The sequence below is a fragment of the Celeribacter ethanolicus genome, from assembly GCF_002407265.1.
Taxonomy (GTDB): Bacteria; Pseudomonadota; Alphaproteobacteria; order Rhodobacterales; family Rhodobacteraceae; genus Celeribacter; species Celeribacter ethanolicus.
On sequence record NZ_CP022196.1, the window covers coordinates 1,837,036 to 1,859,361 of the forward strand.

Here is a 22,326-nt window from a genome sequence, read left to right on the forward strand (position 1 = left end):
TCTCTATACGATGTCAATTGTCGTCTAAGATTAGACGAGCAAACACTGATCTCAGTGCTTGCTGATGTAATCTTAGTGGTAATGGTGGAGCCTATCGGGATCGAACCGATGACCCTCTGCTTGCAAAGCAGATGCTCTCCCAGCTGAGCTAAGGCCCCATACTCGCTGTTTCAGCGAATTAGTGGTGGGTCGAGGAGGACTTGAACCTCCGACCTCACGCTTATCAGGCGTGCGCTCTAACCACCTGAGCTACCGACCCAAGTCCAGACCGGTAGGTCTGTGATACTTTACGAAGAGATATGAGGACGGCCTGGCCGAGTTTGATCAACTATTGTTGATCTATGCTACATTTTAGTGTCCTACCGCGCAGAGCGCTACTTGAGGACGTGTAGCTGCTAAGTGTTTCACGAGAAAGGCAAGCCATTCTGCTAGAAACATCCTTAGAAAGGAGGTGATCCAGCCGCAGGTTCCCCTACGGCTACCTTGTTACGACTTCACCCCAGTCGCTGAGCCTACCGTGGTCCGCTGCCCCTCCGAAGAGTTAGCGCACGGCCGTCGGGTAGACCCAACTCCCATGGTGTGACGGGCGGTGTGTACAAGGCCCGGGAACGTATTCACCGCGTCATGCTGTTACGCGATTACTAGCGATTCCGACTTCATGGGGACGAGTTGCAGACCCCAATCCGAACTGAGACATCTTTTGGAGATTAACTCACTGTAGATGCCATTGTAGCACGTGTGTAGCCCAACCCGTAAGGGCCATGAGGACTTGACGTCATCCACACCTTCCTCCCGCTTATCACGGGCAGTTTCCCTAGAGTCCCCGGCCAAACCGCTGGTAACTAAGGATGTGGGTTGCGCTCGTTGCCGGACTTAACCGAACATCTCACGACACGAGCTGACGACAGCCATGCAGCACCTGTCACTGATCCAGCCGAACTGAAGGAAACGATCTCTCGTAACCGCGATCAGGATGTCAAGGGTTGGTAAGGTTCTGCGCGTTGCTTCGAATTAAACCACATGCTCCACCGCTTGTGCGGGCCCCCGTCAATTCCTTTGAGTTTTAATCTTGCGACCGTACTCCCCAGGCGGAATGCTTAATCCGTTAGGTGTGTCACCGACAAGTATACTTGCCGACGACTGGCATTCATCGTTTACGGTGTGGACTACCAGGGTATCTAATCCTGTTTGCTCCCCACACTTTCGCACCTCAGCGTCAGTATCGAGCCAGTAAGCCGCCTTCGCCACTGGTGTTCCTCCGAATATCTACGAATTTCACCTCTACACTCGGAATTCCACTTACCTCTCTCGAACTCAAGACTAGCAGTATCAAAGGCAGTTCCAGGGTTGAGCCCTGGGATTTCACCTCTGACTGACTAATCCGCCTACGTGCGCTTTACGCCCAGTAATTCCGAACAACGCTAACCCCCTCCGTATTACCGCGGCTGCTGGCACGGAGTTAGCCGGGGTTTCTTTACCTGCTACCGTCATTATCTTCACAGGCGAAAGAGCTTTACGACCCTAAGGCCTTCATCACTCACGCGGCATGGCTAGATCAGGGTTGCCCCCATTGTCTAAGATTCCCCACTGCTGCCTCCCGTAGGAGTCTGGGCCGTGTCTCAGTCCCAGTGTTGCTGATCATCCTCTCAAACCAGCTATAGATCGTAGGCTTGGTAGGCCATTACCCCACCAACTACCTAATCTAACGCGGGCCGATCCCTCACCGAAATTCTTTCCCCCAAAGGGCGTATACGGTATTAAACCCAGTTTCCCGGGACTATTCCGTAGTGAAGGGTACGTTCCCACGCGTTACTAACCCGTCCGCCGCTAAACCCGAAGGCTTCGCTCGACTTGCATGTGTTAGGCCTGCCGCCAGCGTTCGTTCTGAGCCAGGATCAAACTCTCAAGTTGAAAGCATATTACTATGCTAACCTTGACGTCGAACCTCTGCACATCACTCCTGAAACCGGCTAAGGTTCCAGGAAACTGTTTCTCGTGCTTGGTATCAAAGATACCGAAAGCCGACAAACAGTGAAGCTGACACTCCATCATCGAACCTAAGTCCTAGGAGTGCGATATACAGACGTTCTTGTCGTTAAGACCAAACCGCCCACATATCTCTTCGTTCATCTATCAATTTCAAAGAGCCAGAGACAAAAACCAGACCAGTGCGCCCTAACTTACGGCGCGCCCGCCCAGATCTGCCTCAAAATTTTCTGCCTCGCTTCCCCTCAAGAACCCCTCTCTGGCGTCCCGTCCGTTCCGTCTGGCGTCCCGTGCCGCGCTGTCTGCGCCGCCGGTGAAGGGGGTTCTAAGGCGAGTGCTCAGAACCCGCAAGCAGTTTTTGAAAGAAAAATGAAAAAAGATCTCAAATACCTCCAAAACCCCTTATTTCATGCAACAAAACGCATAACTTTTTTGCAAAACCAAAGCCCCCCAAAAGCGCGCCACAAGCGCGCCCGCCACAATACTCTTGTGAATCACCGGGACATGCAGGTCGTTTTTCACCTCATGGGTGTAAACTTCCCCGAATTGCCCCGGCGTAAGGCGAGTAAAATGCCGGAATCATCTCGTTCTGTAGCCGTGTCGACCGCGAGTCGGTGCGACTCGGCTGCATTCTTGCCGACTCGCGTGACATGAAGACGACTCGGCCACGAAAAAGGGCGGGGTCTCCCCCGCCCTTTCCCATTTCCACTCTGTCGCAACGCTCAAGCGTAGCGCACATCCTCGTCACTGTCGCTTTCCAGCGGCTTGAGCGCATTGATCGCATCGTCGAGAGAGACAGCCCCGAGCGGTTCACCCGTGCGCGACACCACCGGACATTTGCGATCCGGGGCACGCGTGAGTTTCGGCAGCGCCTGCTCGATGGACATCCCGCCCTTGAGCGTCGCCCCCTGCCCTGTCTCGCCTTTCCTGGCAATCGAACGCAGGCGCACGACCTTGGCGCGGTTGATGTCGCGGATGAAGTCGGTGATGTAATCGTCCGCCGGCTTCATGACGATGTCCTGCGGGTCACCCGACTGAACGATTTCACCATCGCGCAGGATCGCAATCTGGTCGCCGATGTTGAGCGCCTCGTCGAGATCGTGGGTGATGAAGATGATCGTCTTGTGCAGTTCCTCCTGCAACTGCAACAGGATCGACTGCATGTCGGTGCGAATGAGCGGATCGAGCGCGGAGAAGGCCTCGTCCATCAGGAGAATATCCGCATCCGTCGCCAGAGCACGGGCGAGACCCACGCGCTGTTGCTGCCCGCCGGAAAGCTGCGAGGGATATTGCTCCTCGAACCCGGCAAGCCCGACCCGGTCGAGCCATTTGCGCGCCCGCGCGTCCGCCTCTTTGCCGTCGACGCCCTGAATCTCCAGACCGTACATCGCGTTTTCCAAAACGGTGCGGTGCGGCAGCAGGCCGAATTTCTGGAACACCATGGACATCTTGAAGCGCCGCAGATCGCGCAACTGCTTCGCATCCATCGCCAGAACGTCCTCGCCGTCGATCCAGATCTCGCCCGACGTGGGCTCGATCAACCGGTTGAGGTGGCGGATCAGGGTGGACTTGCCCGACCCGGACAGGCCCATAATCACCTGAATTCCCCTGGCCGGGATGTCGAGGTTGATGTTGTTGAGGCCCAGCGCATGGCCGTGTCGGTCCATCAGCTCCGGCTTGGTGGTGCCGGATTTGACATGTCCGAGCGCCGCAGTCGGGTTGTCGCCGAAAATCTTGTAGAGATTGCGGATCGAGACTTTGACATCTGCGTTCGGGGTATCGTCCATTGCGGGTTGTTCTGTCACGCTTGCATCAGTCATGGCCGGTCTCCCGATAGGCTTGCAGGCGTTTGCCGTAAGTCTGGCTCACCCGGTCGAAGATGATGGCCAGCGCCACAATGGCGAGGCCGTTCATCAGCCCCAGCGCCAGATATTGGTTGCCGATGGCGCGCAAGACCTGCGTCCCCAGCCCCTTCACCCCGATCATCGAGGCAATGACCACCATGGAGAGCGCCATCATGATCGTCTGGTTCACCCCGGCAAAGATATTGGGCAGCGCGAGCGGGATCTGAACCCCGAACAGCTTTTCGCGCGCCGACGCGCCAAAGGCATCGGCCGCTTCCATCACATCCTTGTCGACAAGTCGGATGCCGAGATTGGTCAACCGCACGATGGGCGGGATGGCATAGATGCACACCGCGATCAGCCCCGGCACCTTGCCGATGCCCAGAAGCATCACCACCGGGATCAGATAGACGAAGGAGGGGATGGTCTGCATCACGTCGAGGATCGGCGTCACGATGGACTGTGCCCGGTTCGAGCGCGACATCAGAATGCCGACCGGAATACCCAGCGCCACACAGACCAGAGTGGCCACAGTGATCATCGCCAGCGTCGCCATGGTGTCTTCCCACATGCCCATGAAGCCGATGAGCAACAAAGACAGCACAGCACCGATGGTGATTTTCCAGCTACGCGCACCGAGCCATGTGATGATCGCGATCACCAGAATGACAATCGGCCAGGGGGTGTTGATGAGAACCTTCTCGAACCAGACGAGAAATTTGAGAAGGGGATTGAAGAAGGCCTCGAGCGCTTCGCCATATTGGCGGGAAAAGGCGCGAAACCCTTCGTCGATCCCCTGCTTGAAAGCCGAGAGATCGCTCCGGCCCAGAGAGGGGAATTCAGTGAGAAACTCCAGCAAGTTTTCACTCCTATATATAGAGGATAGGGCCCGCGAGGGTATCGCAGGCCCAAAATGATCAGACAGATCGAACGGTCAGAGTGCGTCCTTGACCTTTTCGGCGACCTCGGGCGTCACCCACTGGGTCCAGATGTCCTCATGTTTCTCAAGGAACTCATAAGCGGCATCTTCGCCGATGGCCTGATTGTCCGTCATGTAAACGAGCATCTCGTTCATCACCTCGCCCGGGAAGACCCGCGCCTTGAGGTAATCGAGCACGCCTGCGGGCGCGATCTCAGGCACGTCCTTGGTCACGACGGTCGAGACTTCGGATTTGGTCCAGCTCGACGGTTGCGGATCGGCGCATTCATCGACCGATTTCACCATGCAGCCGTCCCAGTTCTCCGACCCGGCCCATTCGGTTTCGAACGGCAGAGACACGAGCTTGTACTTGCCGACCACGGCGGTCGGGTTCCAGTAATAGCCGAACCAGTACTCGTCCCGGTCGGCGGCTTTCGCAATCGCACCTTCGAGACCGGCCGCGGAACCCGGATCGACCAGCGTCCAGCCCTTGTCTTCCATGTCGAAGGCACGGAACATGTTCGCGTTGGCCGGCTGACAGCCCCAGCCCGCCGGACAGCCCATGAAGGCGCCTTTGCTTTCGTCTTCCACGTAGGGGAAGAATTCCGGATGTTCGAGCACCTTCTCGACCGTGTCGATTTCCGGGTGATCCTTCGCGAATGCCGGTGTGACCCACCAGCCCTCACCAAGCCCGGTGATCGGCCCATCGAGAAGCTTGATCATGCTGCCCTCTTCCAGCGCTTTCGCGAGAGGCTCGCGCACTGCGTTGGTCCAGAGCTCCGGCGCGATCTGCGGCTCGCCCTTCTCGTTCATCGAGGCGAACAGCGTGTTCGTACCGCCATTGATCAGCTCGACGTCACAGCCGAACCCTTCTTCGAGGATGATGGCATCGACATTGGCCATCAGCTCACCCGAGGCCCAGTTGAACTCGGCGATCTTCAGAGCGCCACAGTCCTCCGCCGCGAAAGCGCCGCCGGCCATGGTGCCCAGGGCCAGAAAACTGACCGCAAATAGTTTGTTGTTTTTCATAAGGGGGACTCCCGCTTACTTCGTGTGAGTTCTCCGATCCCCGCGCTCTTGGCGTCTCAGGACCAGTCACCACCCCGAATTGGGCGATTTCTCCGCGCTTGCCGTTCGCTGCCCATCGAAGGAGCGCCTCGGCCTCCCCCTCTCACATAAGCATGCAGAGAAGACCATGAGGCACGATCCGGCGGAGCGTGACCATAACCCAACATATCACGCCTCGTGATGCAACCATCTTCCCGGACACCGCGACCTCACGCCCCGTCTGACACGAAAAATTCACGAAACTTCGCGCAATCCCCGCAGGTGTTGCGCCAAAGCGACGCGCGCACTATCAGTCATGCACCTATGCGCACTTTACATATACGAAGGACAGGACATGGCCGCCGACCGCACTCTTACGGATGCCGCTGACCGCGAGAAATCGAAACACATCGGCGCCCTCGGTGCGCTCTGGCCTTTCATCCGGCCCTACAAGGGGCTGATGATCGCCGCCCTCGTGGCGCTGGTGATCACCGCCTGCATCTCCCTCATCCTCCCCGTCGCCGTGCGCCGGGTGGTCGACGGGTTCCAGAGCGCGGGCGTCGTCCTGCTCGATCAGTATTTCGGCGCGGCGCTGATGATCGCGGGTGCCTTGGCGCTCGGCACCGGCATGCGCTACTACCTCGTCACCCGTCTGGGCGAACGCGTCGTGGCCGACATCCGCAAGGCGGTGTTCGACCGGATGATCCGCATGTCGCCCGCCTTCTATGAGCGCATCATGACCGGCGAGGTGCTCTCGCGCATCACCACCGACACCACGTTGATCCTCTCTGTCATCGGTTCGTCCATTTCGGTCGCGCTGCGCAACGCGCTCATCATGGTGGGCGGGCTGATCCTCATGCTCTTCACCTCGGCGAAACTCACCGGGCTGGTGCTTCTGATCGTCCCCGTCGTGATCGTGCCGATCGTGGTTCTGGGCCGACGCCTGCGCAAACTGTCGCGCGAGAACCAGGAATGGATCGCCTCGTCTTCCGGCACCGCCTCCGAAGCGCTTCTCTCCGCCCAGACGGTACAGGCCTTCACCGGAGAGGCGCAACAGGCCGAGCGCTTCGATGCCGTCACCGAGAAAAGTTTCACCTCCGCCCACACCCGCATCAAAACCCGCGCCGTGATGACCGTGATCGTCATTGCGCTCATTTTCTCCGGTGTGGTCGGCGTGTTGTGGATCGGCGCGCGCGATGTCCGGACCGAGGCGATGAGTATCGGCGAGCTGGTGCAATTCGTGATCTACGCCATCATGGTCGCGGGCGCCTCAGGCGCGCTGTCGGAAATCTGGGGTGAATTGCAACGCGCCGCTGGCGCGACCGAACGCCTCGTCGAACTTCTGTCCTCCGAAGATCCGGTCAAGGACCCCGCCGATCCGAAACCCTACCCCTTGCCCGCCAAAGGCGCGATCTCCTTCAAAGACGTGCGCTTCTTCTACCCCTCGCGCCCGACGACGCCCGCCCTCGATGGTGTCTCCTTCGACATCCAACCCGGCGAAACCGTGGCGCTCGTCGGCCCCTCGGGTGCGGGCAAATCCACCATCATCCAGCTCCTGCAACGCTTCTACGATCCGCAGGAGGGTGTGATTTCGATCGACGGCATGCCCGTCGCAGACATGGCCCGTGGCGATTTCCGCCGTCACATCGCGCTGGTGCCGCAAGACCCGGTGATTTTTGCCGCCTCCGCCGCCGACAACATCCGCTTCGGACGCCCTGACGCACCGATGGAGGAGGTGATCAAAGCCGCCAAGGCCGCCGCCGCCGATGAATTTCTCTCGAAACTGCCTGAAGGCTACGAGTCTTATGTGGGCGAACGCGGCATCATGCTGTCGGGCGGCCAGAAACAGCGCGTCGCCATCGCCCGCGCCATCCTGCGCGATGCGCCAATCCTTCTCCTGGACGAGGCCACCTCCGCGCTCGATTCCGAATCCGAGCGCGCCGTCCAGAAGGCGGTCGAGGACATGGCCCGCACCCGCACCACGCTGATCGTCGCTCACCGCCTCGCCACCGTGAAGAAAGCCGACCGCATCCTCGTCTTCGAGGACGGCAAGATCGTCGCCACCGGCACACATGACGCCTTGGTGGCCGAGGGTGGGCTTTACGCGCGGCTTGCAAAGCTCCAGTTCACAAACGAAGCGTAACTCCGGGGAGAAACCGGTGAAATTCCCGTTTTCATTCCGTCACATTCGACGGATAGTCTGAGCCGACCCTATGACAGGAGATGAGTGATGGGACTGTTCAGCTTTGTGAAAGACGCCGGCAAGAAAGTGTTCGGCAAGAAGGAAGAAGAACCGAACGCGGAGGATCTTCTCGCCGAAATCAAGGCCTTGGGTCTTGAGGCCGATGGCGTCGAAGTGGCCGTGGATGGCGACAAGGTGGTGATCGGCGGCACGGTCACCGATCAGGCGACCAAGGAAAAGATCATCATGGCCGCCGGCAATGTCGAAGGCATCGCCTCCGTCGAGGACACGCTCGAAGGCGCCGACCCGGTGTTCCACGAGGTGAAGAAAGGCGACACGCTCTGGGCGATCTCCAAGACCGCGCTCGGTGACGGCAACCGCTACATGGAGATCTTCGAGGCCAACAAGCCGATGCTCTCCGACCCGGACAAGATCTACCCCGGCCAGATGCTGATCATCCCGCAGGGCTGATCCCGCCGAAACCGCCAAGACATCCGGAGGGCGTCCTAACAAGGGCGCCCTTTTGCATTTGGCAAAGGCCCTGCCCCGCTGTGCGCCTCTCCGCTTATCGTTTTCATTTGCGAAACAATGCAATAGTCGTTTCGAGACAATCTGATTAGTTTACCCCCCGTAGTGACGAGGAAACGGACCGCCCACGTTGGATGAGAGCACAAGACAGGATCGGCTCGAGGAACAGATCATCGCATGTCTTCTGATCGAACGGCAAAGCCCGTATGATACGCTCAAGACACTGTTGGCGCATCCCGATCTCGCCGACCCGATGGCCGCCGTCTTTGCCCTGACCACCGTGGCCGCCGATCTCTCCGGCTGGCACGAACCCGTCCTCCACGATCTGTCGAACCGCTGTTTCGAGGCCGCCACCCTGTTCATCTGTGAGTTCTGGGCCGATGGCTATCGGCTTGAACCGCCCGCAGATTGAGCCATCATAAGGGGAACCCCAAAGGCATAAGGCCCAGAGATGCCCGATGTTCTGAAAAAACCCCTGTTGCTGTTCCGGCGCTATTATCATGCGCTCTGGCTGCGGGTGACGCTCTATGCGCTTATGTCGCTCGCCGTCTCGCTGATCACGCTCGTGCTGCGCCGCTACATCCCCGAAGAACTGGCCCAGCGCATCGACACCGCGGCCGTGTTACCGGTCCTGACCATTCTCGCCTCCTCGATGCTGGCGGTCTCGACCTTCACCCTCAATGTCATGGTCAGCGCGCATAGTTCGGCAGCCAATACCGCCACGCCGCGCATTCACCGTCTGTTGCTTCAGGACACGACAACGCAATCGGTCCTGGCCGCTTTCATCGGCGCGTTCATCTTTGCGCTGAGCACCATCATCCTGTTCCGCACCCATCTTTACGGCGATGACGAGGCGGTGGTGGTCATGGCGCTCACCATTGTCGTCGTGGTGGTGATCATCATCGCCATGCTGCGCTGGATCGAGCATCTGAGCCAACTCGGCAGCCTCGACAACAGTCTCAATCTGGCCGAAACGGAAGCGCGGCGCAGCATGGCGGCGCTGCGCAAAGACCCTGCTTTGGGGGCCAACCCTCTGACGCCCGAGACGATCCTGCCGGAGGCAACATCGCCGCTCCGCGCTCCGAAAACCGGCTATATCCAGTTCATCGACACACGGGCGCTCAACAGTTGCGCAGGCGACCACGGGTTGGTCTATATTTTGCACCGCCCCGGCGCTTTCGTCCTCGAAGGCACGGCTCTCGCCCAGCTCTCCGGCATGTCGCCCGACAGCGATCTCGACGCCATGGCCCGCGCCTTCGTCATCGGCACAACCCGCACCCATGAGATCGACGCGGAGTTCAGCCTCAGCACCCTGTCGGAAATTTCCTCGAAAGCCCTCTCCCCCGGCGTCAACGATCCCGGCACCGCGATCGACGCCGTGACCCGGATGACCGCGCTGTTCTGGGAGGCCGCGCACATCGCGCCAACCGACACCGTGCGCGCGCCGCAGGTGTTCTGCCCGGCCCCCTCGGCACGAGCGCTGATCGACGCGGCATTTGCCGCCACCGCCCGCGACGGCGCCGGTCAGATCGAAGTCGCCCGCACCCTGCGCCGGTGTCTTCTGTCTCTGACGGGGGCGCCGGACGAGGCGCTTGCCGAAGCGGCTAGAGAGATGGCCGGGCGCGCTTTGGACTATGCCCGCGCAGCCTTGCCGCTTGAGAGTGAGAAACTGGAACTCGGCGACGTCCCGGCTCAGAGCTTCTCGACCACCACAGAGCCGACCGAATAGCCCGCCCCAAACGAGCAGATCAGCCCCAGATCGCCCGCGCTCATCCCGTCGTGATGCTGGGCAAAGGCAATGATCGAGCCGGCCGACGAGGTGTTCGCATAGTCCTGAAGGATGTTCGGCTGTTCTTCCGGCTCCGGCACCCGCCCCAGAACCTTCTTGCCGATGTAATCGTTCATCGACTTGTTCGCCTGATGCAGCCACATGCGTTTGAGCCCGGTCGGATCCTGCCCTTCTTCTTCCATATGCTGCGCGATGTGATGCGACACCAGCGGCAACACCTCTTTGAACACCTTGCGCCCGTTCTGCATGAACTGCATGTCGCGGCGGTCTTCCATCTGGTCATGCGCGCGGCGCAGGAAACCGTTGTTGTTGCGGATATTGTTGGAGAACTGCGTGGCACAGCGAGTGGAAAGCACTTTGAACTGCGGCGTCTCGGCTACGTCCGAGGACTCCAAAAGCACGGCGGTCGCAACATCGCCGAAGATAAAATGACAATCCCGGTCGCGCCATTCGAGATGGCCGGAGGGCAACTCCGGGCACAAAACCAGCGCGCGTTTGATCGAGCCTGCGCGGATCATGTCCACCGCCGTCTGGATGCCGAAGGTCGCCGAGGAACAGGCGACATTCATGTCGAAGGCAAAGCCGCCTGCGCCCAGAAGCGCCTGAATTTCCACGGCCATCGCCGGATAGGCGCGTTCCATGTTGGAGGCGGCGCAGAGGATCAGGTCGATGTCCTTGGCCTCGACACCGCCCATGGCAAGCGCCTGCCCCGCGGCATCGACGGCCATCTCCGCCATCAGCGAAGGCTCCTCGTCCAAGCGTGGCGCATAGCGCGGGCACATCCGGGTCGGGTCGAGAATACCCTCTTTCTCCATCACGTAGCGGCTTTCGATGCCGGAGGCCGCAAAGATGAACTCCGAGGAGGAATAGCTCTTCGTCTCGACCGTCCCTGCCGCGATCTCGTCGGCATGCTCGGCATTGTAAAGATCGACATAGGCATTGAACGACGCGACAAGCTCGTCGTTGGAAATCGCATAGGGCGGCGTAAAAACACCCGTTCCGCTGATCACAACCTCTTTCATCGCACCGCTCCTTTGACGTATTCAGAGTGCGCGCACACTAGTCAGGCGCAAGGGGTTCGTCCACTGTTCCTGACCGGGCGATATAAATTCTGACGTCGCGTCCAAGGGGGAATTTCGTGCATGACGCTGCGTTTCGCCTACCGGGGGCGCTCTTGCGCGGTGCGGGGATTGCCCGCATCATGACCGCGAGGAGACGCACGTGCCGGAACGAACCGCACGGCGGCATAAGGGGAGGACAGCATGCCATCCGATTTCAGCTCGCTTCAGGCGCGCAACGCTATTGACGCGGAAATGCCGTGGGAGGCACGCGATGTGCCGGTCACGATCTATGAACGCCTGAAGAAAACCACACAGGCATTCGGGGATCGCCCGGCGTTTTCCTATCAGATCACCTCCGGTCCCAAGGACAAGGCGGAGACCCTGACCTGGTCCCAGACGCTTCATAAGACCACGCAGGCCGCGAACATGTTCCGCGCGCTCGGTGTGCATGAGACCGACGTGGTTGCCTATATCATGCCCAATGCCAACGAGACGGTGCTGACCTTCCTCGGCGGCATGGTCGCGGGCATCGTCAACCCGATCAACCCGCTTCTCGAACCGGAACAGATCGCCGCCATCCTGCGCGAAACCAATGCCAAGGTCGTGGTGACGCTGAAAAGCTTCCCGAAAACCGATGTGGCCCAGAAGGTCGCCGAAGCGGTGCGTCACGCGCCGAATGTGAACACGGTGCTCGAGGTCGATCTCCTGCACTATCTGACCCCGCCGAAGAAATGGATCGTTCCGTTCATTCGTCCGAAGAACGACGATGCGCGCGCCCATCACGCCGACATGCTCGATTTCAACACCGAGTTGGCGAAATATCCCGGCGACAAACTCAGCTTCGCCGATGCCACGGAAGACCGCGTTGCCGCCTATTTCCACACCGGCGGCACCACCGGCATGCCGAAGGTGGCGCAGCACAAATATTCCGGCATGATCTACAACGGCTGGATCGGCTCGCGCCTGTTGTTCACCGAGCGGGACAACATCATGTGTCCGCTGCCGCTGTTCCACGTCTTCGCCTGTCAGGTGATCGTGATGAGCCAATTGGCCTCCGGCGCCCATGGTGTTTACCCGACCCCTGCGGGCTATCGCGGCGAGGGTGTGTTCGACAATTTCTGGAAGCTCTGCGAGCGCTGGAAAATCTCCTTCATCATCACCGTGCCGACCGCCGTCTCGGTCCTGATGCAGCGCAAGGTGGATGCCGACATCTCCTCCGTCCGCATGGCGTTTTCCGGCTCCGCGCCGCTGCCCGTCGAACTGTACAAACGCTTCGAGCAGGCCGCCGGTGTCGAGATCGTCGAGGGCTACGGATTGACCGAGGCCACCTGCCTCGTCTCCGTCAACCCGGTGGGCGGCCCGAAAAAGATCGGTTCCGTCGGTATTCCCTTCCCGCATACGGACGTGAAAATCCTGCGCCACACCCCCGAAGGTCCGGTGGAATGCGCCGTCGACGAGGTGGGCGAGATCTGTATCGACAGCCCCGGCGTTTTCGCGGGTTCGACCTACACCGAGAAGGACAAGAACCACGACCTGTTCCATCACGACGTCTATCTGCGCACCGGCGATCTGGGCCGGATCGACGCCGACGGTTATATCTGGATCACCGGGCGTGCAAAGGACCTGATCATCCGCGGCGGGCACAACATCGACCCGGCCGAAATCGAAGAGGCGCTGGCCGGACACGAAGCCGTCGCCATGGCCGGGGCCATTGGCCAGCCCGACGCGCATGCGGGCGAGCTGCCCTGTGTCTATGTCGAACTCGTGGAGGGGGCTTCAGTCACGGCGGACGAATTGATGGCCTACGCCAAGGTTCACATCCACGAACGCGCCGCGATCCCGAAACATGTCGAGATCATGGACGAGCTGCCGAAAACCGCCGTGGGCAAGGTGTTCAAACCCGACCTGCGCAAGCGTGCCATCACCCGCATCTACAACGCGGCTCTGGAGGCCGAAGGGCTCACCGCCCGCGTCATCCAGGTGATCGACGACAAGAAACGCGGCCTCGTCGCCCGGGTCGATCCGGCCGCCAAAGCCGAGGCCGAACAACTCTCCCATGTGCTGGGCCGCTTCACCAACCCTTGGGAATGGGCCGAGTGAATCAGAGAAGAAACATGGGCTGACGGCCCGAAACGACATTGCGAAAAGCCCCGCTCCAGCGGAGCTTTTTCGTGGGCCGGAACCTCATGTCTTTAAAATTCGACGGTCTTTTCTGGCCTTTAATCGAATTTCAACCTTTCCCACGCCATGATTGTGCCCAGATCGCCGCCTAGCGTGGTCACCAACCCGCCGGAATATGCCGGAATATATGGAAAACACCGGCCTCTTGACCCTTGAACCAAACGCCTAGACCCAAACGCTCTGAACGAAAGGACTGCGCCATGCTCGTCGGACTGCTTTCCCTCTCTTTGCTCACCGCAGCGCTCGCCACCGGACTTGGGCTGGGGATCGGCATGCCGCTTTGGCTCGGACTTGTGACCTTACCGATGATCGGCAGTGTGACGCTTCTCCTGCTGTCAGCCCTGCTCTACGGCTTGCGCGCCACCCCGAAGGAGCACACCGCACTTCCCGAGGGCGATCATCTCCTCGCCTGAGCGCTTTTAATCCTCCCGGATCTTGCGACCCATAAGCCGCGAGAGACGCCCCGGAGACAGTCGGTTGAGCCAAAAGGACAGCCGCGGCGATCCCGGCTGGCTGGTTTACGATCGGCGAATCGCCCAGGTCTTCGCCGACAACCGGTAGCGCGCAGACGGAGCGCTGTTTCGATCCGGCAGTGACGCGGCTGATGCAGGAAATCCGCAAACGACAGCCAGAGGCTAACCCGGTCAGGGGTGGCGCCTATTTCGTCTTCACCGTCTCGGCGATGCTCTCTGTCTGCACCTCACGCTGGCAGATCGCAGCGCTGGCCGGGGAAGAGCCGCCCCGAAAACAGCCTGCCCGATTTCTGCGAAGCAGGCTGCGAGACCGGGACACGGGCGTGATCCGCCTCAGAGCAGATCCTCTTCGCTCAGATGCGCATAGGCATCCGGGTAGATCAGCGTCTCCTGCGCCATGCCGGTGCCCGGTGCAATCGGATAGAGCAAAGTGTGTTCCGGCATCATCTTGGTTTCCAGACGCGACGCCGCCAGTTTGGAAAAGCCCATACGCGAGAAATAGCGTGCATCGCCGATCACGATCACAGCCTTCGCCCCCGCGCGCTTGGCATGATCCATGCCCCGCACCACAAGCTCCCGCCCCATGCCGCGCTCATGGTGGCTCGGCGAGACGGCCAGAATCGACATCACCCACCAGTCTTGCGGCAGCACCATCCGCGCGCAGCAGATATAGCCCAGAATGGACCCTTTATCGTCAAAGGCCACACGCTCCATCGCGACCGCCTCTTCGCGCCGCAATTCCCTGGTGAAGCGGTACATGTCGGGACCTCCGAATGTACTGTCCAAAAGGATTGACAGCGGAAGTTCATCGTCTTGCGTTAAAGCGCGTAAGTGCATTTCTTGCCCCATGAACATAAGGTTTCCCGTCAGCCTTGCAGATGCAGAAAGTCCAAGGCAAGCAAGAACATTCCCCGTGCAGCGCGGCAACGCCTTCTTTATCCGCTCGCCGAAATTTCATGCAACCGCATACCTGAAACTCATAAAAAAGGCTGCCCGAAGGCAGCCTTTTCATAGGTTTATGACGGGGCGATTACATCATGCCGCCCATGCCGCCCATGCCGCCCATGTCCGGCATGCCGGCGCCTGCGCCGTCTTTCGCCGGTTTGTCGGCAACCATGGCTTCGGTGGTGATCAGCAGACCAGCGACAGAGGCCGCGTCTTCCAGAGCGGTGCGAGTCACTTTGGCCGGATCGATCACGCCGAATTTGAACATGTCACCATATTCTTCGGTCTGAGCGTTGAAGCCGAAGGCGGTGTCGGTGGATTCGCGGACTTTACCGGCCACGACAGCCCCGTCCACACCGGCGTTTTCCGCGATCTGGCGCAGCGGCGCTTCGATGGCTTTGCGCACGATGGTGATCCCGGCGTTCTGATCGGCGTTCGCGCCTTCCAGACCTTCGAGAGCCTTGCCAGCCTGAACCAGAGCCACACCGCCGCCGACGACGATGCCTTCCTGAACGGCAGCGCGGGTCGCGTTGAGAGCATCGTCCACACGGTCTTTGCGCTCTTTCACTTCCACTTCAGTCATGCCGCCGACCTTGATCACGGCCACACCGCCAGCGAGTTTGGCAACGCGCTCCTGGAGTTTCTCACGGTCGTAATCGGAGGTGGTTTCCTCGATTTGGGTGCGGATCTGAGCCACGCGGGCTTCGATCTCGGCCTTGTCGCCAGCGCCGTCGACGATGGTGGTTTCGTCTTTGGTGATGGAGATTTTCTTGGCGGAGCCGAGCATGTCCATGGTGACATTTTCAAGCTTCATGCCGAGATCTTCGGAAATCACCTGACCGCCGGTGAGGATCGCGATGTCTTGCAGCATGGCTTTACGGCGATCGCCGAAGCCCGGTGCTTTCACAGCCGCGATTTTCAGACCGCCGCGCAGTTTGTTGACCACGAGGGTCGCCAGCGCTTCGCCTTCCACGTCCTCGGCGATGATGAGGAGCGGTTTCTGGGACTGGATGACCTGCTCGAGGAGCGGCACCATCGGCTGCAGCGAGGAGAGTTTCTTCTCGTGCAGCAGCACGATGCAGTCTTCCAGCTCGGCGACCATTTTGTCCGGGTTGGTCACGAAATACGGCGACAGGTAGCCACGGTCGAACTGCATGCCTTCGACCACGGTGGTCTCGGTTTCCATGCCTTTGTTCTCTTCGACGGTGATCACGCCGTCATTGCCGACTTTCTGCATCGCGTCGGCGATCTGACGTCCGATTTCGGTCTCGCCGTTGGCGGAGATGGTGCCAACCTGAGCGACTTCGTCGGAATCGGCAACCGGACGCGCGGAAGCTTTGATCGCTTCGACGACTTTGAGGGTCGCGAGGTCGATACCGCGCTTCAGGTCCATCGGGTTCAGACCGGCAGCAACCTGCTTGAGGCCTTCTTTGATGATCGCCTGCGCCAGAACGGTCGCAGTGGTGGTGCCGTCACCGGCTTCGTCGTTGGTGCGGGAAGCGACTTCCTTCACCATCTGCGCGCCCATGTTTTCGAACTTGTCTTCAAGCTCGATCTCTTTGGCCACGGACACACCGTCTTTGGTGATGCGCGGGGCGCCGAAGGATTTTTCGAGAACCACGTTGCGGCCTTTCGGGCCGAGGGTCACTTTCACAGCGTCGGCGAGGATGTTCACGCCTTTGAGCATGCGGTTGCGTGCGTCGACGTCAAACTTGACTTCTTTAGCCATTGTTCACTCCGTAAATTCGGTTTGAGGGGATCGGATGTCTCAGGCGATGATGCCGAGAATGTCCGACTCTTTCATGATGAGAAGCTCTTTGCCGTCCACGGTGATCTCCGTGCCGGACCATTTGCCGAAGAGGACGATGTCGCCCTCTTTGACGGACGGTGCGATCAGCTCGCCGCTGTCTTTGCGAGCGCCTTCGCCCACGGCAACGACTTTGCCTTCGGCGGGCTTTTCTTTCGCGCTATCGGGAATGATCAGACCACCTTTGGTCTTTTCGTCGCTCTCAACACGTTCGACCACAACGCGGTCGTGCAGCGGTTTGAATGCCATCTTCGAGGCTCCTTCGCTCAAAGTTTCAGGTTTGCATCCACCCTCTCGGGCGGGGATAAATCATGTGTTAGCACTCACCTCAGGAGAGTGACAACGACGCATAGTTAGGAAGGAGGCGGGAGTGAGTCAACAGGGGAGATGGGGAAAAATTTGAGCATAACCTTCGCAAGTTTCTCTTATCGCGCATGCACAAACCTCCCATGCACAAAGGTTTGAGATTACGCAAACATCAGATGCATTTCACACGAACGACAGCACCGTAAGGCACTACAGGATTTGAGAAATCAACGACAGGCACACTTTCACCTTGAATGCCAAGATCATTGATGTTTGCGCCAAATATCTGACCATTTGTCACATCAACAATCTTACGCAAATCGCTAGGGTTCGTTACGCGAGTTGGCTTAAGATCATCTGGAACGATACGGCGCCCCACGCATATTGTGCGCGCCGCGAGTTCTTGCGCAAAGCTAAGCAAAGCCTGGTTATTCTTGCGCTCAACAAGACTGACATATGCTTGTGCTCTCGTCATCGCTGCAACATCAACAAAGGCTCCCGAAGGCACACGTGCCGATTTGGTAATTCCTGTGGAAGGGCTGCTAATGTTTTGGAACTGTACGTCAACGTAAATGCCCTGCCGATCGCGAAGCACGTCGGTTGAATTGCGAATAATTGATGCGTGAATATACGCGTCTTTCTTAAGGGCGGGAACACTTTCCTTTTCCACCTTTAAGTCAACAATTTTATAGTAGCGCTCAAGTTCAGCGTCGCTCGGCTTAGGCAAGCGCACCAACTCATCTGCTTTTGAAGAAGCAGTCTCTTTCGCCATACAAGAAGCTAAAAATAATAAAAGAAAACTGATTAGAACTCGTCTCAAATTTCTTTCCCTCAATGAAACCAAACATGTGTTTCTTTTTCACACTGTGAACACGAAAATTGCAACCAATGAGCACGATGAAGAGCACAAATATGTGGCGGCGGCACGAGACCAGCCCCCACTCGTCGGTAGAATCCGAATTTCACGAAATCCTGTACAACCCCACCTCAACCTTCTCAAACCACCCATAATGATTGTCCCGCATCATCCGGGTGGCATTCTTAACCCCCGTTCCCCGCGCCACCTCCGCCCCTTTTGACGGCCCGTTCTCCAATAAATACGCCCGGCATTTCTCCGCATCCTGCCGATACGGCGTCACACGCCCGCCCGCCGGTGTCCCGCCCAAATTCGGGTCCCCCTCCCGGCGTTCGAACTCGGTCAATAACTTCCCCGCCTTCGCCTTATTCTTGCGCGGCACAAACGGGCGCGGTTCGTGATGCACCTGCACCGAACTCTCCGCCACATTCACCGAAATCACCCCAAGCCCCAGCCGCTTACAAAGCCCAAGGTTCCCCTTGAACATCCGCCACGCCGCCTTGCCCTTCCAACGCGGCACCGCCAGATAGACCTGATCGGAAATCGCCTGCCGCGCCACGCCCTGTTGCAACAGCAACAGCGAAAACCCGGTCTTCAGCTCAACGATCACCGTCTCATCGCCCCGGATCGCCACCACATCCGCATCCCGCACCTCGGCTTTCACGACATATCCCAGCCCCTCGAAATGGGCTTTCACGGGCGGATAAAGATCGGTTTCGCGCAGCTTGGTCATGTCCCATGTGTTACAGCCAAGCCGTGAGCGCTCGCAAGGCGTGACAACCCATGCTGCACCGCCTATAAGGCGTCCGAAATCGCCAATATCCATGGGACAGCTCACATGACCACGCTTGTTTTCGGCCACAAATCCCCCGACACCGATTCCACCGGCTCCCCGCTCATCTGGGCGTGGTATCTGAACGAAGTGAAAGGCGTCGACGCCAAAGCCGTCCTTCTGGGCGAGCCGAACACCGAGGCCGCTTTCGTCATCGAGAAGTGGGGCTTCGACAAACCGGAGATCATTTCCGAGGTTGCCGAAGGTCAGGACGTCGTCATCGTCGACACCAACAACCCCGCCGAGCTGCCCGCCGCGATCAACGACGCCAATGTCACCGCGATCATCGACCACCACAAACTCGTGGGCGGTCTTGAGACCAAAGGTCCGATCGACATCACCATCCGTCCGCTCGCCTGCACCGCCACCATCATGTACGACCTGATGGGCGACGACGCCGACAAGATGCCCGACAACATCAAGGGCGCGATGCTGTCCTGCATCCTCTCCGACACGCTGGAGTTCCGCAGCCCGACCACCACGGACGTGGACCGCGCACTGGCCGAGAAACTGGCCTCCGAACTGAACATCAACCTCGGCCAATACGCGTCTGAGATGTTCGAAGCCAAATCCGATGTGGCCGCCTTCACGGACGCCGAGTTGATCCGCATGGACTCCAAGGAATACACCGTCGGTTCGACCGACCTGCGTGTCTCCGTGCTGGAAACCACCGCGCCGAAGATGATCCTCGACCGCAAGGACAGCCTGATGGCCTCCATGCCCGCCGTGGCCGCCGAGGACGGCGCCCATGAGGTGCTGCTCTTCGTTGTCGACATTCTCAACGAGGAAGCCACGCTGCTGGTGCCCAACGACACCGTGAAAGCCATCGCGGAGGCCTCCTTCGGCTGCACCGTCGAGGGCGACACCGTGGTGCTTCCGGGCATCATGTCCCGCAAAAAACAGATCATCCCGAACCTCAAAGTCTGATCGACTTTTCAGGTTCAATAGGTTTTCAAGGGGTGCGGAAATCCGCGCCCCTTTTTGTTTGGTTGTGTCATGTTGTTCACCCCCCGCCGTCTTTGGCTGTTCACCCTTCTCTATGTCCTCGCCACCTTCGGCGCGGCGCCGATCCCGTTGGGGGAGTTGGCCGAAAAAGTCCCGGACGCCATTGGCGACGGCGGCGCAAGCGCCTTGTTCATGTCCGGGTTTCTCGGACTGGCCCTCGCGCCCCTCTTCGCCCCGCTCGCGCTTGTGCTCACGACGCCTCCCGTAGCGATCCGCGTCCTGATCTCGCTCCTGTGGCTGCCGAGTCTCCTGATCCTGATCATGTCGGGACCGGGGATGACACATATCTTTCTCTATATCTTCGTCACATGGGCGGCGCTGATTGGTCTCTGGGCCCAGCGCTCACGCATGGGGCAAGCCCTCCTCCTCACGGTCACGTTCATCTCCCTCTGGTCGCTCGGAACCATGGCCCTCGCAGCCTCTCAGATCATCGCCAAGACCCAAGGCGCGCCCTATTGCGTGGCCCGCTCCGGCGCCCCGATCCATTCCATCGCAGAGCTGCGCGGGCTGGCGTTTTACACCGACGAAACCGGGTTCAAATCGACATCGCGCTGGACCTTCCACGGCGTCCTCCTCACGGAAAATCAGGCCTGGAACTGGTCGCCACAGCGCCTGCGCTTCGATCCCATTCCCGAGCCGGTCTTCCCCGACACCCGCCGCCCGGAGTGTCCGCTTGAATCGCACTTCCTGCGCAGGCATATCTTCTGAACCAACCGCAGAAGCCCCGAAGGAAAGCCCCATGCTCAAATCCCCTGACTTCATGCGCGAGATGAAACGCGGCGAGGAAACCGCCGTCGCCGACCTCCTGACCGAGGCTTTCGGCCAGAAAGACGAAGCGCACCTGGTCGAGGCGCTGCGCAAATCGCGCGCCATCGCGGGGGAAATGGTCCTGCCCATGAACGGCGAAGTGATCGGATATGCCGCGCTCTCGACCATGCTCTCGCCCAAGGGCTGGCTCTGCCTCGCCCCCGTGGCAATCCGCCCGGACCTTCAGGGCCGCGGCTTTGGCCGTCGTCTCACCGGCATGATCACGCAATGGGCCGAGATGTCCGGTCAGACCGTCGTCGTCCTCGGCGATCCGGATTTCTACAGCCGCTGTGGATTCAAAATGATCGCCAACGGCTTCACCTCCCCCTACCCGCTCACACATACGTTGACGGCAGGCCCGGCCAAGGCCAAGGTGAAAGACCTGATCTATCCCAAAGCCTTCGGTGCCTGATGCCTTCATTTCCGCTTTTGTCCCGGATCACTGCCGGAATTTGTCTGGCCCTCGCGATCACGATTTTCGTCGCTCCGTCGTTGTTTTTCTGGCTCTTCCATCTCGACCCCTCCGTGACTGGTGCCGTCATGGCCCGCCGCGCCGCCGTTTTGTTCCTCGCCCCCGCCCTGTTGCTCTGGGGCCTTAAGGACATCGCCAAATCCGACATGGCGCGCATGGCCATCGCCCGCGCCATCGCCGTGACCATGCTCGCAATGGCGCTTCTCGGGCTGAGCGAATTCGCTCTGGGTCGCGTCGGACCGGGGATCGGCCTCGCCGTGATCACCGAGGCCGCGCTGTTCTGGCTCTGGTACGGTCTGATGAAAGACCCGCAGCGCTGATCTGTGCTGTCCTTTTGCGACCGCGCGCGCTAGGTAAGGCACAACGCAAACAGTGAGGCCGCGATGACCCGCCTGATCCGAGAGCTTTCCGAAATCTCCAACGAATACGACGCGTTGTTCGTCGACCTCTGGGGCTGCATGCACAATGGAGTCACCGCTTTTCCTGAGGCGGTCGCGGCGATGCAGAAGTACCGCGCAGGCGGCGGCAAGGTCGTTCTGGTCACCAACTCCCCCCGGCCCTGGCGCTCCGTCGCCGACCAGATCGCGGAATTCGGCGTGCCCGACGACGCCTGGGACGCCATCGCCACCTCGGGCGACTCGGCGCGGTTGGCAATGTATCTCGGCGTGGTCGGTCAAAAGGTCTGGCACATCGGCGAGATGTTCGAAGCAGATTTCTTCCAGCCGATGGAACTTCTCGACGCGCCGCTCGACGTGACCGTCGTGCCGCTCGAGGAGGCCGAGGGCATCGTCTGCTCCGGCCCCGAGGACCCGCTGGCCGACCCGGAGATTTACCGTCCGCAATTCCTCTATGCCAAACAGAAGGGGCTCAAACTCCTCTGCGCCAATCCCGACATCGTCGTGGACCGTGGCGAGGTGCGCGAATGGTGCGCGGGGGCATTGGCGGCGCTTTACACCGAGATGGGCGGCGAGAGCCTCTATTTCGGCAAGCCGCATCCGCCGATCTACGACCTCGCCCGCAGGCGTCTGGCACAGATCGCGCAGATCGACGACAACCGCATCCTCTGCATCGGCGACGGCATCGGCACGGATGTGATGGGCGCGATCGGCGAAGGGCTCGACGTGTTGTTCATCACTGGCGGTCTGGCGGCGCAGGAATTCGGCCCCGATCCGGTCAACCCCGATCCGATGCGCCTCAAGATGTGGCTGTCGGAACAGAACCTCTCGCCGACGGCGGCGATTTCCTTCCTGCGCTGAGTATTTTCGACAGCAAAGGAAACAGGGCGT

Annotated in this window: 20 protein-coding genes, 2 tRNA genes, 1 rRNA gene and 1 pseudogene; 12 read left to right on the forward strand and 12 right to left on the reverse strand. The window is 59.7% G+C overall.

Going from position 1 to position 22,326, the window contains the following annotated elements:
- Positions 1–82: 82 nt before the first annotated feature.
- The 6 genes from CEW89_RS09090 to CEW89_RS09115 all read right to left on the reverse strand — a co-directional run bounded on the left by CEW89_RS09090 (position 83) and on the right by CEW89_RS09115 (position 5,778).
- Positions 83–158: transfer RNA gene (locus tag CEW89_RS09090), tRNA-Ala, on the reverse strand.
- Between the two features lie 24 nt (positions 159–182).
- A tRNA-Ile gene (locus tag CEW89_RS09095) sits at positions 183–259 on the reverse strand.
- A 185-nt stretch (positions 260–444) separates the two neighbouring features.
- Positions 445–1,911 (reverse strand): 16S ribosomal RNA (locus CEW89_RS09100).
- A gap of 797 nt (positions 1,912–2,708) precedes the next feature.
- Positions 2,709–3,806: a quaternary amine ABC transporter ATP-binding protein gene (locus CEW89_RS09105; protein WP_096805686.1), complete on the reverse strand. Its 1,098-nt coding sequence runs from the start codon at positions 3,804–3,806 to the stop codon at positions 2,709–2,711.
- Positions 3,799–4,689, reverse strand: coding sequence for an ABC transporter permease (locus CEW89_RS09110; protein ID WP_198403529.1), 891 nt, complete (start codon positions 4,687–4,689; stop codon positions 3,799–3,801). Before CEW89_RS09110 ends, CEW89_RS09105 begins: the two co-directional genes overlap by 8 nt.
- Before the next feature lie 75 nt (positions 4,690–4,764).
- Positions 4,765–5,778 carry a glycine betaine ABC transporter substrate-binding protein gene (locus CEW89_RS09115; RefSeq protein ID WP_066705092.1) on the reverse strand — a complete coding sequence of 338 codons (1,014 nt, stop codon included), beginning with the start codon at positions 5,776–5,778 and terminating at the stop codon, positions 4,765–4,767.
- A 373-nt stretch (positions 5,779–6,151) separates the two neighbouring features.
- Between CEW89_RS09115 and CEW89_RS09120 the strand changes: the two genes are divergently transcribed.
- The 4 genes from CEW89_RS09120 to CEW89_RS09135 all read left to right on the forward strand — a co-directional run bounded on the left by CEW89_RS09120 (position 6,152) and on the right by CEW89_RS09135 (position 10,235).
- Positions 6,152–7,939 carry an ABC transporter transmembrane domain-containing protein gene (locus CEW89_RS09120; RefSeq protein WP_096805687.1) on the forward strand — a complete coding sequence of 596 codons (1,788 nt, stop codon included), beginning with the start codon at positions 6,152–6,154 and terminating at the stop codon, positions 7,937–7,939.
- A gap of 87 nt (positions 7,940–8,026) precedes the next feature.
- The gene (lysM, locus tag CEW89_RS09125) at positions 8,027–8,449 is read left to right on the forward strand and encodes a peptidoglycan-binding protein LysM (protein ID WP_096805688.1); all 423 of its coding nucleotides are present in this window, start codon (positions 8,027–8,029) and stop codon (positions 8,447–8,449) included.
- A gap of 187 nt (positions 8,450–8,636) precedes the next feature.
- Positions 8,637–8,918: a hypothetical protein gene (locus tag CEW89_RS09130; RefSeq protein WP_096805689.1), complete on the forward strand. Its 282-nt coding sequence runs from the start codon at positions 8,637–8,639 to the stop codon at positions 8,916–8,918.
- A gap of 39 nt (positions 8,919–8,957) precedes the next feature.
- On the forward strand, positions 8,958–10,235 hold the full coding sequence (locus tag CEW89_RS09135; protein ID WP_096805690.1) for a DUF2254 domain-containing protein: 1,278 nt from the start codon (positions 8,958–8,960) through the stop codon (positions 10,233–10,235).
- Here the strand turns inward: CEW89_RS09135 and CEW89_RS09140 are convergent.
- Positions 10,199–11,317: a beta-ketoacyl-ACP synthase III gene (locus CEW89_RS09140; RefSeq protein ID WP_096805691.1), complete on the reverse strand. Its 1,119-nt coding sequence runs from the start codon at positions 11,315–11,317 to the stop codon at positions 10,199–10,201. The genes CEW89_RS09135 and CEW89_RS09140 overlap by 37 nt on opposite strands.
- Before the next feature lie 240 nt (positions 11,318–11,557).
- On the opposite strand from CEW89_RS09140, the gene CEW89_RS09145 reads away from it, so the two are divergent.
- The 3 genes and pseudogenes from CEW89_RS09145 to CEW89_RS21470 all read left to right on the forward strand — a co-directional run.
- A complete protein-coding gene (locus tag CEW89_RS09145; protein ID WP_096805692.1) occupies positions 11,558–13,456 on the forward strand; it encodes an acyl-CoA synthetase in 1,899 nt (632 codons plus the stop codon).
- Positions 13,457–13,737: 281 nt separating this feature from the next.
- Positions 13,738–13,950: a hypothetical protein gene (locus tag CEW89_RS09150; RefSeq protein WP_096805693.1), complete on the forward strand. Its 213-nt coding sequence runs from the start codon at positions 13,738–13,740 to the stop codon at positions 13,948–13,950.
- 110 nt (positions 13,951–14,060) lie between these two features.
- Positions 14,061–14,294, forward strand: a pseudogene (locus tag CEW89_RS21470) (hypothetical protein); the annotation flags it as partial.
- A 49-nt stretch (positions 14,295–14,343) separates the two neighbouring features.
- On the opposite strand, the gene CEW89_RS09155 reads toward CEW89_RS21470, so the two are convergent.
- The 5 genes from CEW89_RS09155 to CEW89_RS09175 all read right to left on the reverse strand — a co-directional run bounded on the left by CEW89_RS09155 (position 14,344) and on the right by CEW89_RS09175 (position 18,750).
- Entirely contained in the window at positions 14,344–14,769 is a 426-nt protein-coding gene (locus tag CEW89_RS09155) for a GNAT family N-acetyltransferase (RefSeq protein ID WP_157779812.1), read from the reverse strand.
- 271 nt (positions 14,770–15,040) lie between these two features.
- A complete protein-coding gene (gene groL / locus CEW89_RS09160; RefSeq protein ID WP_066705113.1) occupies positions 15,041–16,684 on the reverse strand; it encodes a chaperonin GroEL in 1,644 nt (547 codons plus the stop codon).
- A 39-nt stretch (positions 16,685–16,723) separates the two neighbouring features.
- Positions 16,724–17,011, reverse strand: coding sequence for a co-chaperone GroES (gene groES / locus CEW89_RS09165; RefSeq protein WP_066705114.1), 288 nt, complete (start codon positions 17,009–17,011; stop codon positions 16,724–16,726).
- Positions 17,012–17,240: 229 nt separating this feature from the next.
- A complete protein-coding gene (locus CEW89_RS09170; protein WP_157779813.1) occupies positions 17,241–17,888 on the reverse strand; it encodes a hypothetical protein in 648 nt (215 codons plus the stop codon).
- Between the two features lie 142 nt (positions 17,889–18,030).
- Positions 18,031–18,750 (reverse strand): DUF2161 domain-containing phosphodiesterase, encoded by a 720-nt coding sequence (locus CEW89_RS09175; protein ID WP_425321027.1) that lies wholly within the window; start codon positions 18,748–18,750, stop codon positions 18,031–18,033.
- 12 nt (positions 18,751–18,762) lie between these two features.
- On the opposite strand from CEW89_RS09175, the gene CEW89_RS09180 reads away from it, so the two are divergent.
- The 5 genes from CEW89_RS09180 to CEW89_RS09200 all read left to right on the forward strand — a co-directional run bounded on the left by CEW89_RS09180 (position 18,763) and on the right by CEW89_RS09200 (position 22,296).
- Positions 18,763–19,683 (forward strand): manganese-dependent inorganic pyrophosphatase, encoded by a 921-nt coding sequence (locus tag CEW89_RS09180; RefSeq protein ID WP_096805696.1) that lies wholly within the window; start codon positions 18,763–18,765, stop codon positions 19,681–19,683.
- Between the two features lie 69 nt (positions 19,684–19,752).
- A complete protein-coding gene (locus tag CEW89_RS09185) occupies positions 19,753–20,469 on the forward strand; it encodes a hypothetical protein (RefSeq protein WP_096805697.1) in 717 nt (238 codons plus the stop codon).
- A 31-nt stretch (positions 20,470–20,500) separates the two neighbouring features.
- Positions 20,501–20,980: a GNAT family N-acetyltransferase gene (locus CEW89_RS09190; protein WP_096805698.1), complete on the forward strand. Its 480-nt coding sequence runs from the start codon at positions 20,501–20,503 to the stop codon at positions 20,978–20,980.
- Positions 20,980–21,360: a hypothetical protein gene (locus CEW89_RS09195; RefSeq protein ID WP_066705125.1), complete on the forward strand. Its 381-nt coding sequence runs from the start codon at positions 20,980–20,982 to the stop codon at positions 21,358–21,360. Before CEW89_RS09190 ends, CEW89_RS09195 begins: the two co-directional genes overlap by 1 nt.
- Before the next feature lie 63 nt (positions 21,361–21,423).
- Positions 21,424–22,296, forward strand: coding sequence for a TIGR01459 family HAD-type hydrolase (locus tag CEW89_RS09200; RefSeq protein WP_066705127.1), 873 nt, complete (start codon positions 21,424–21,426; stop codon positions 22,294–22,296).
- The last annotated feature ends 30 nt before the right edge of the window (positions 22,297–22,326 follow it).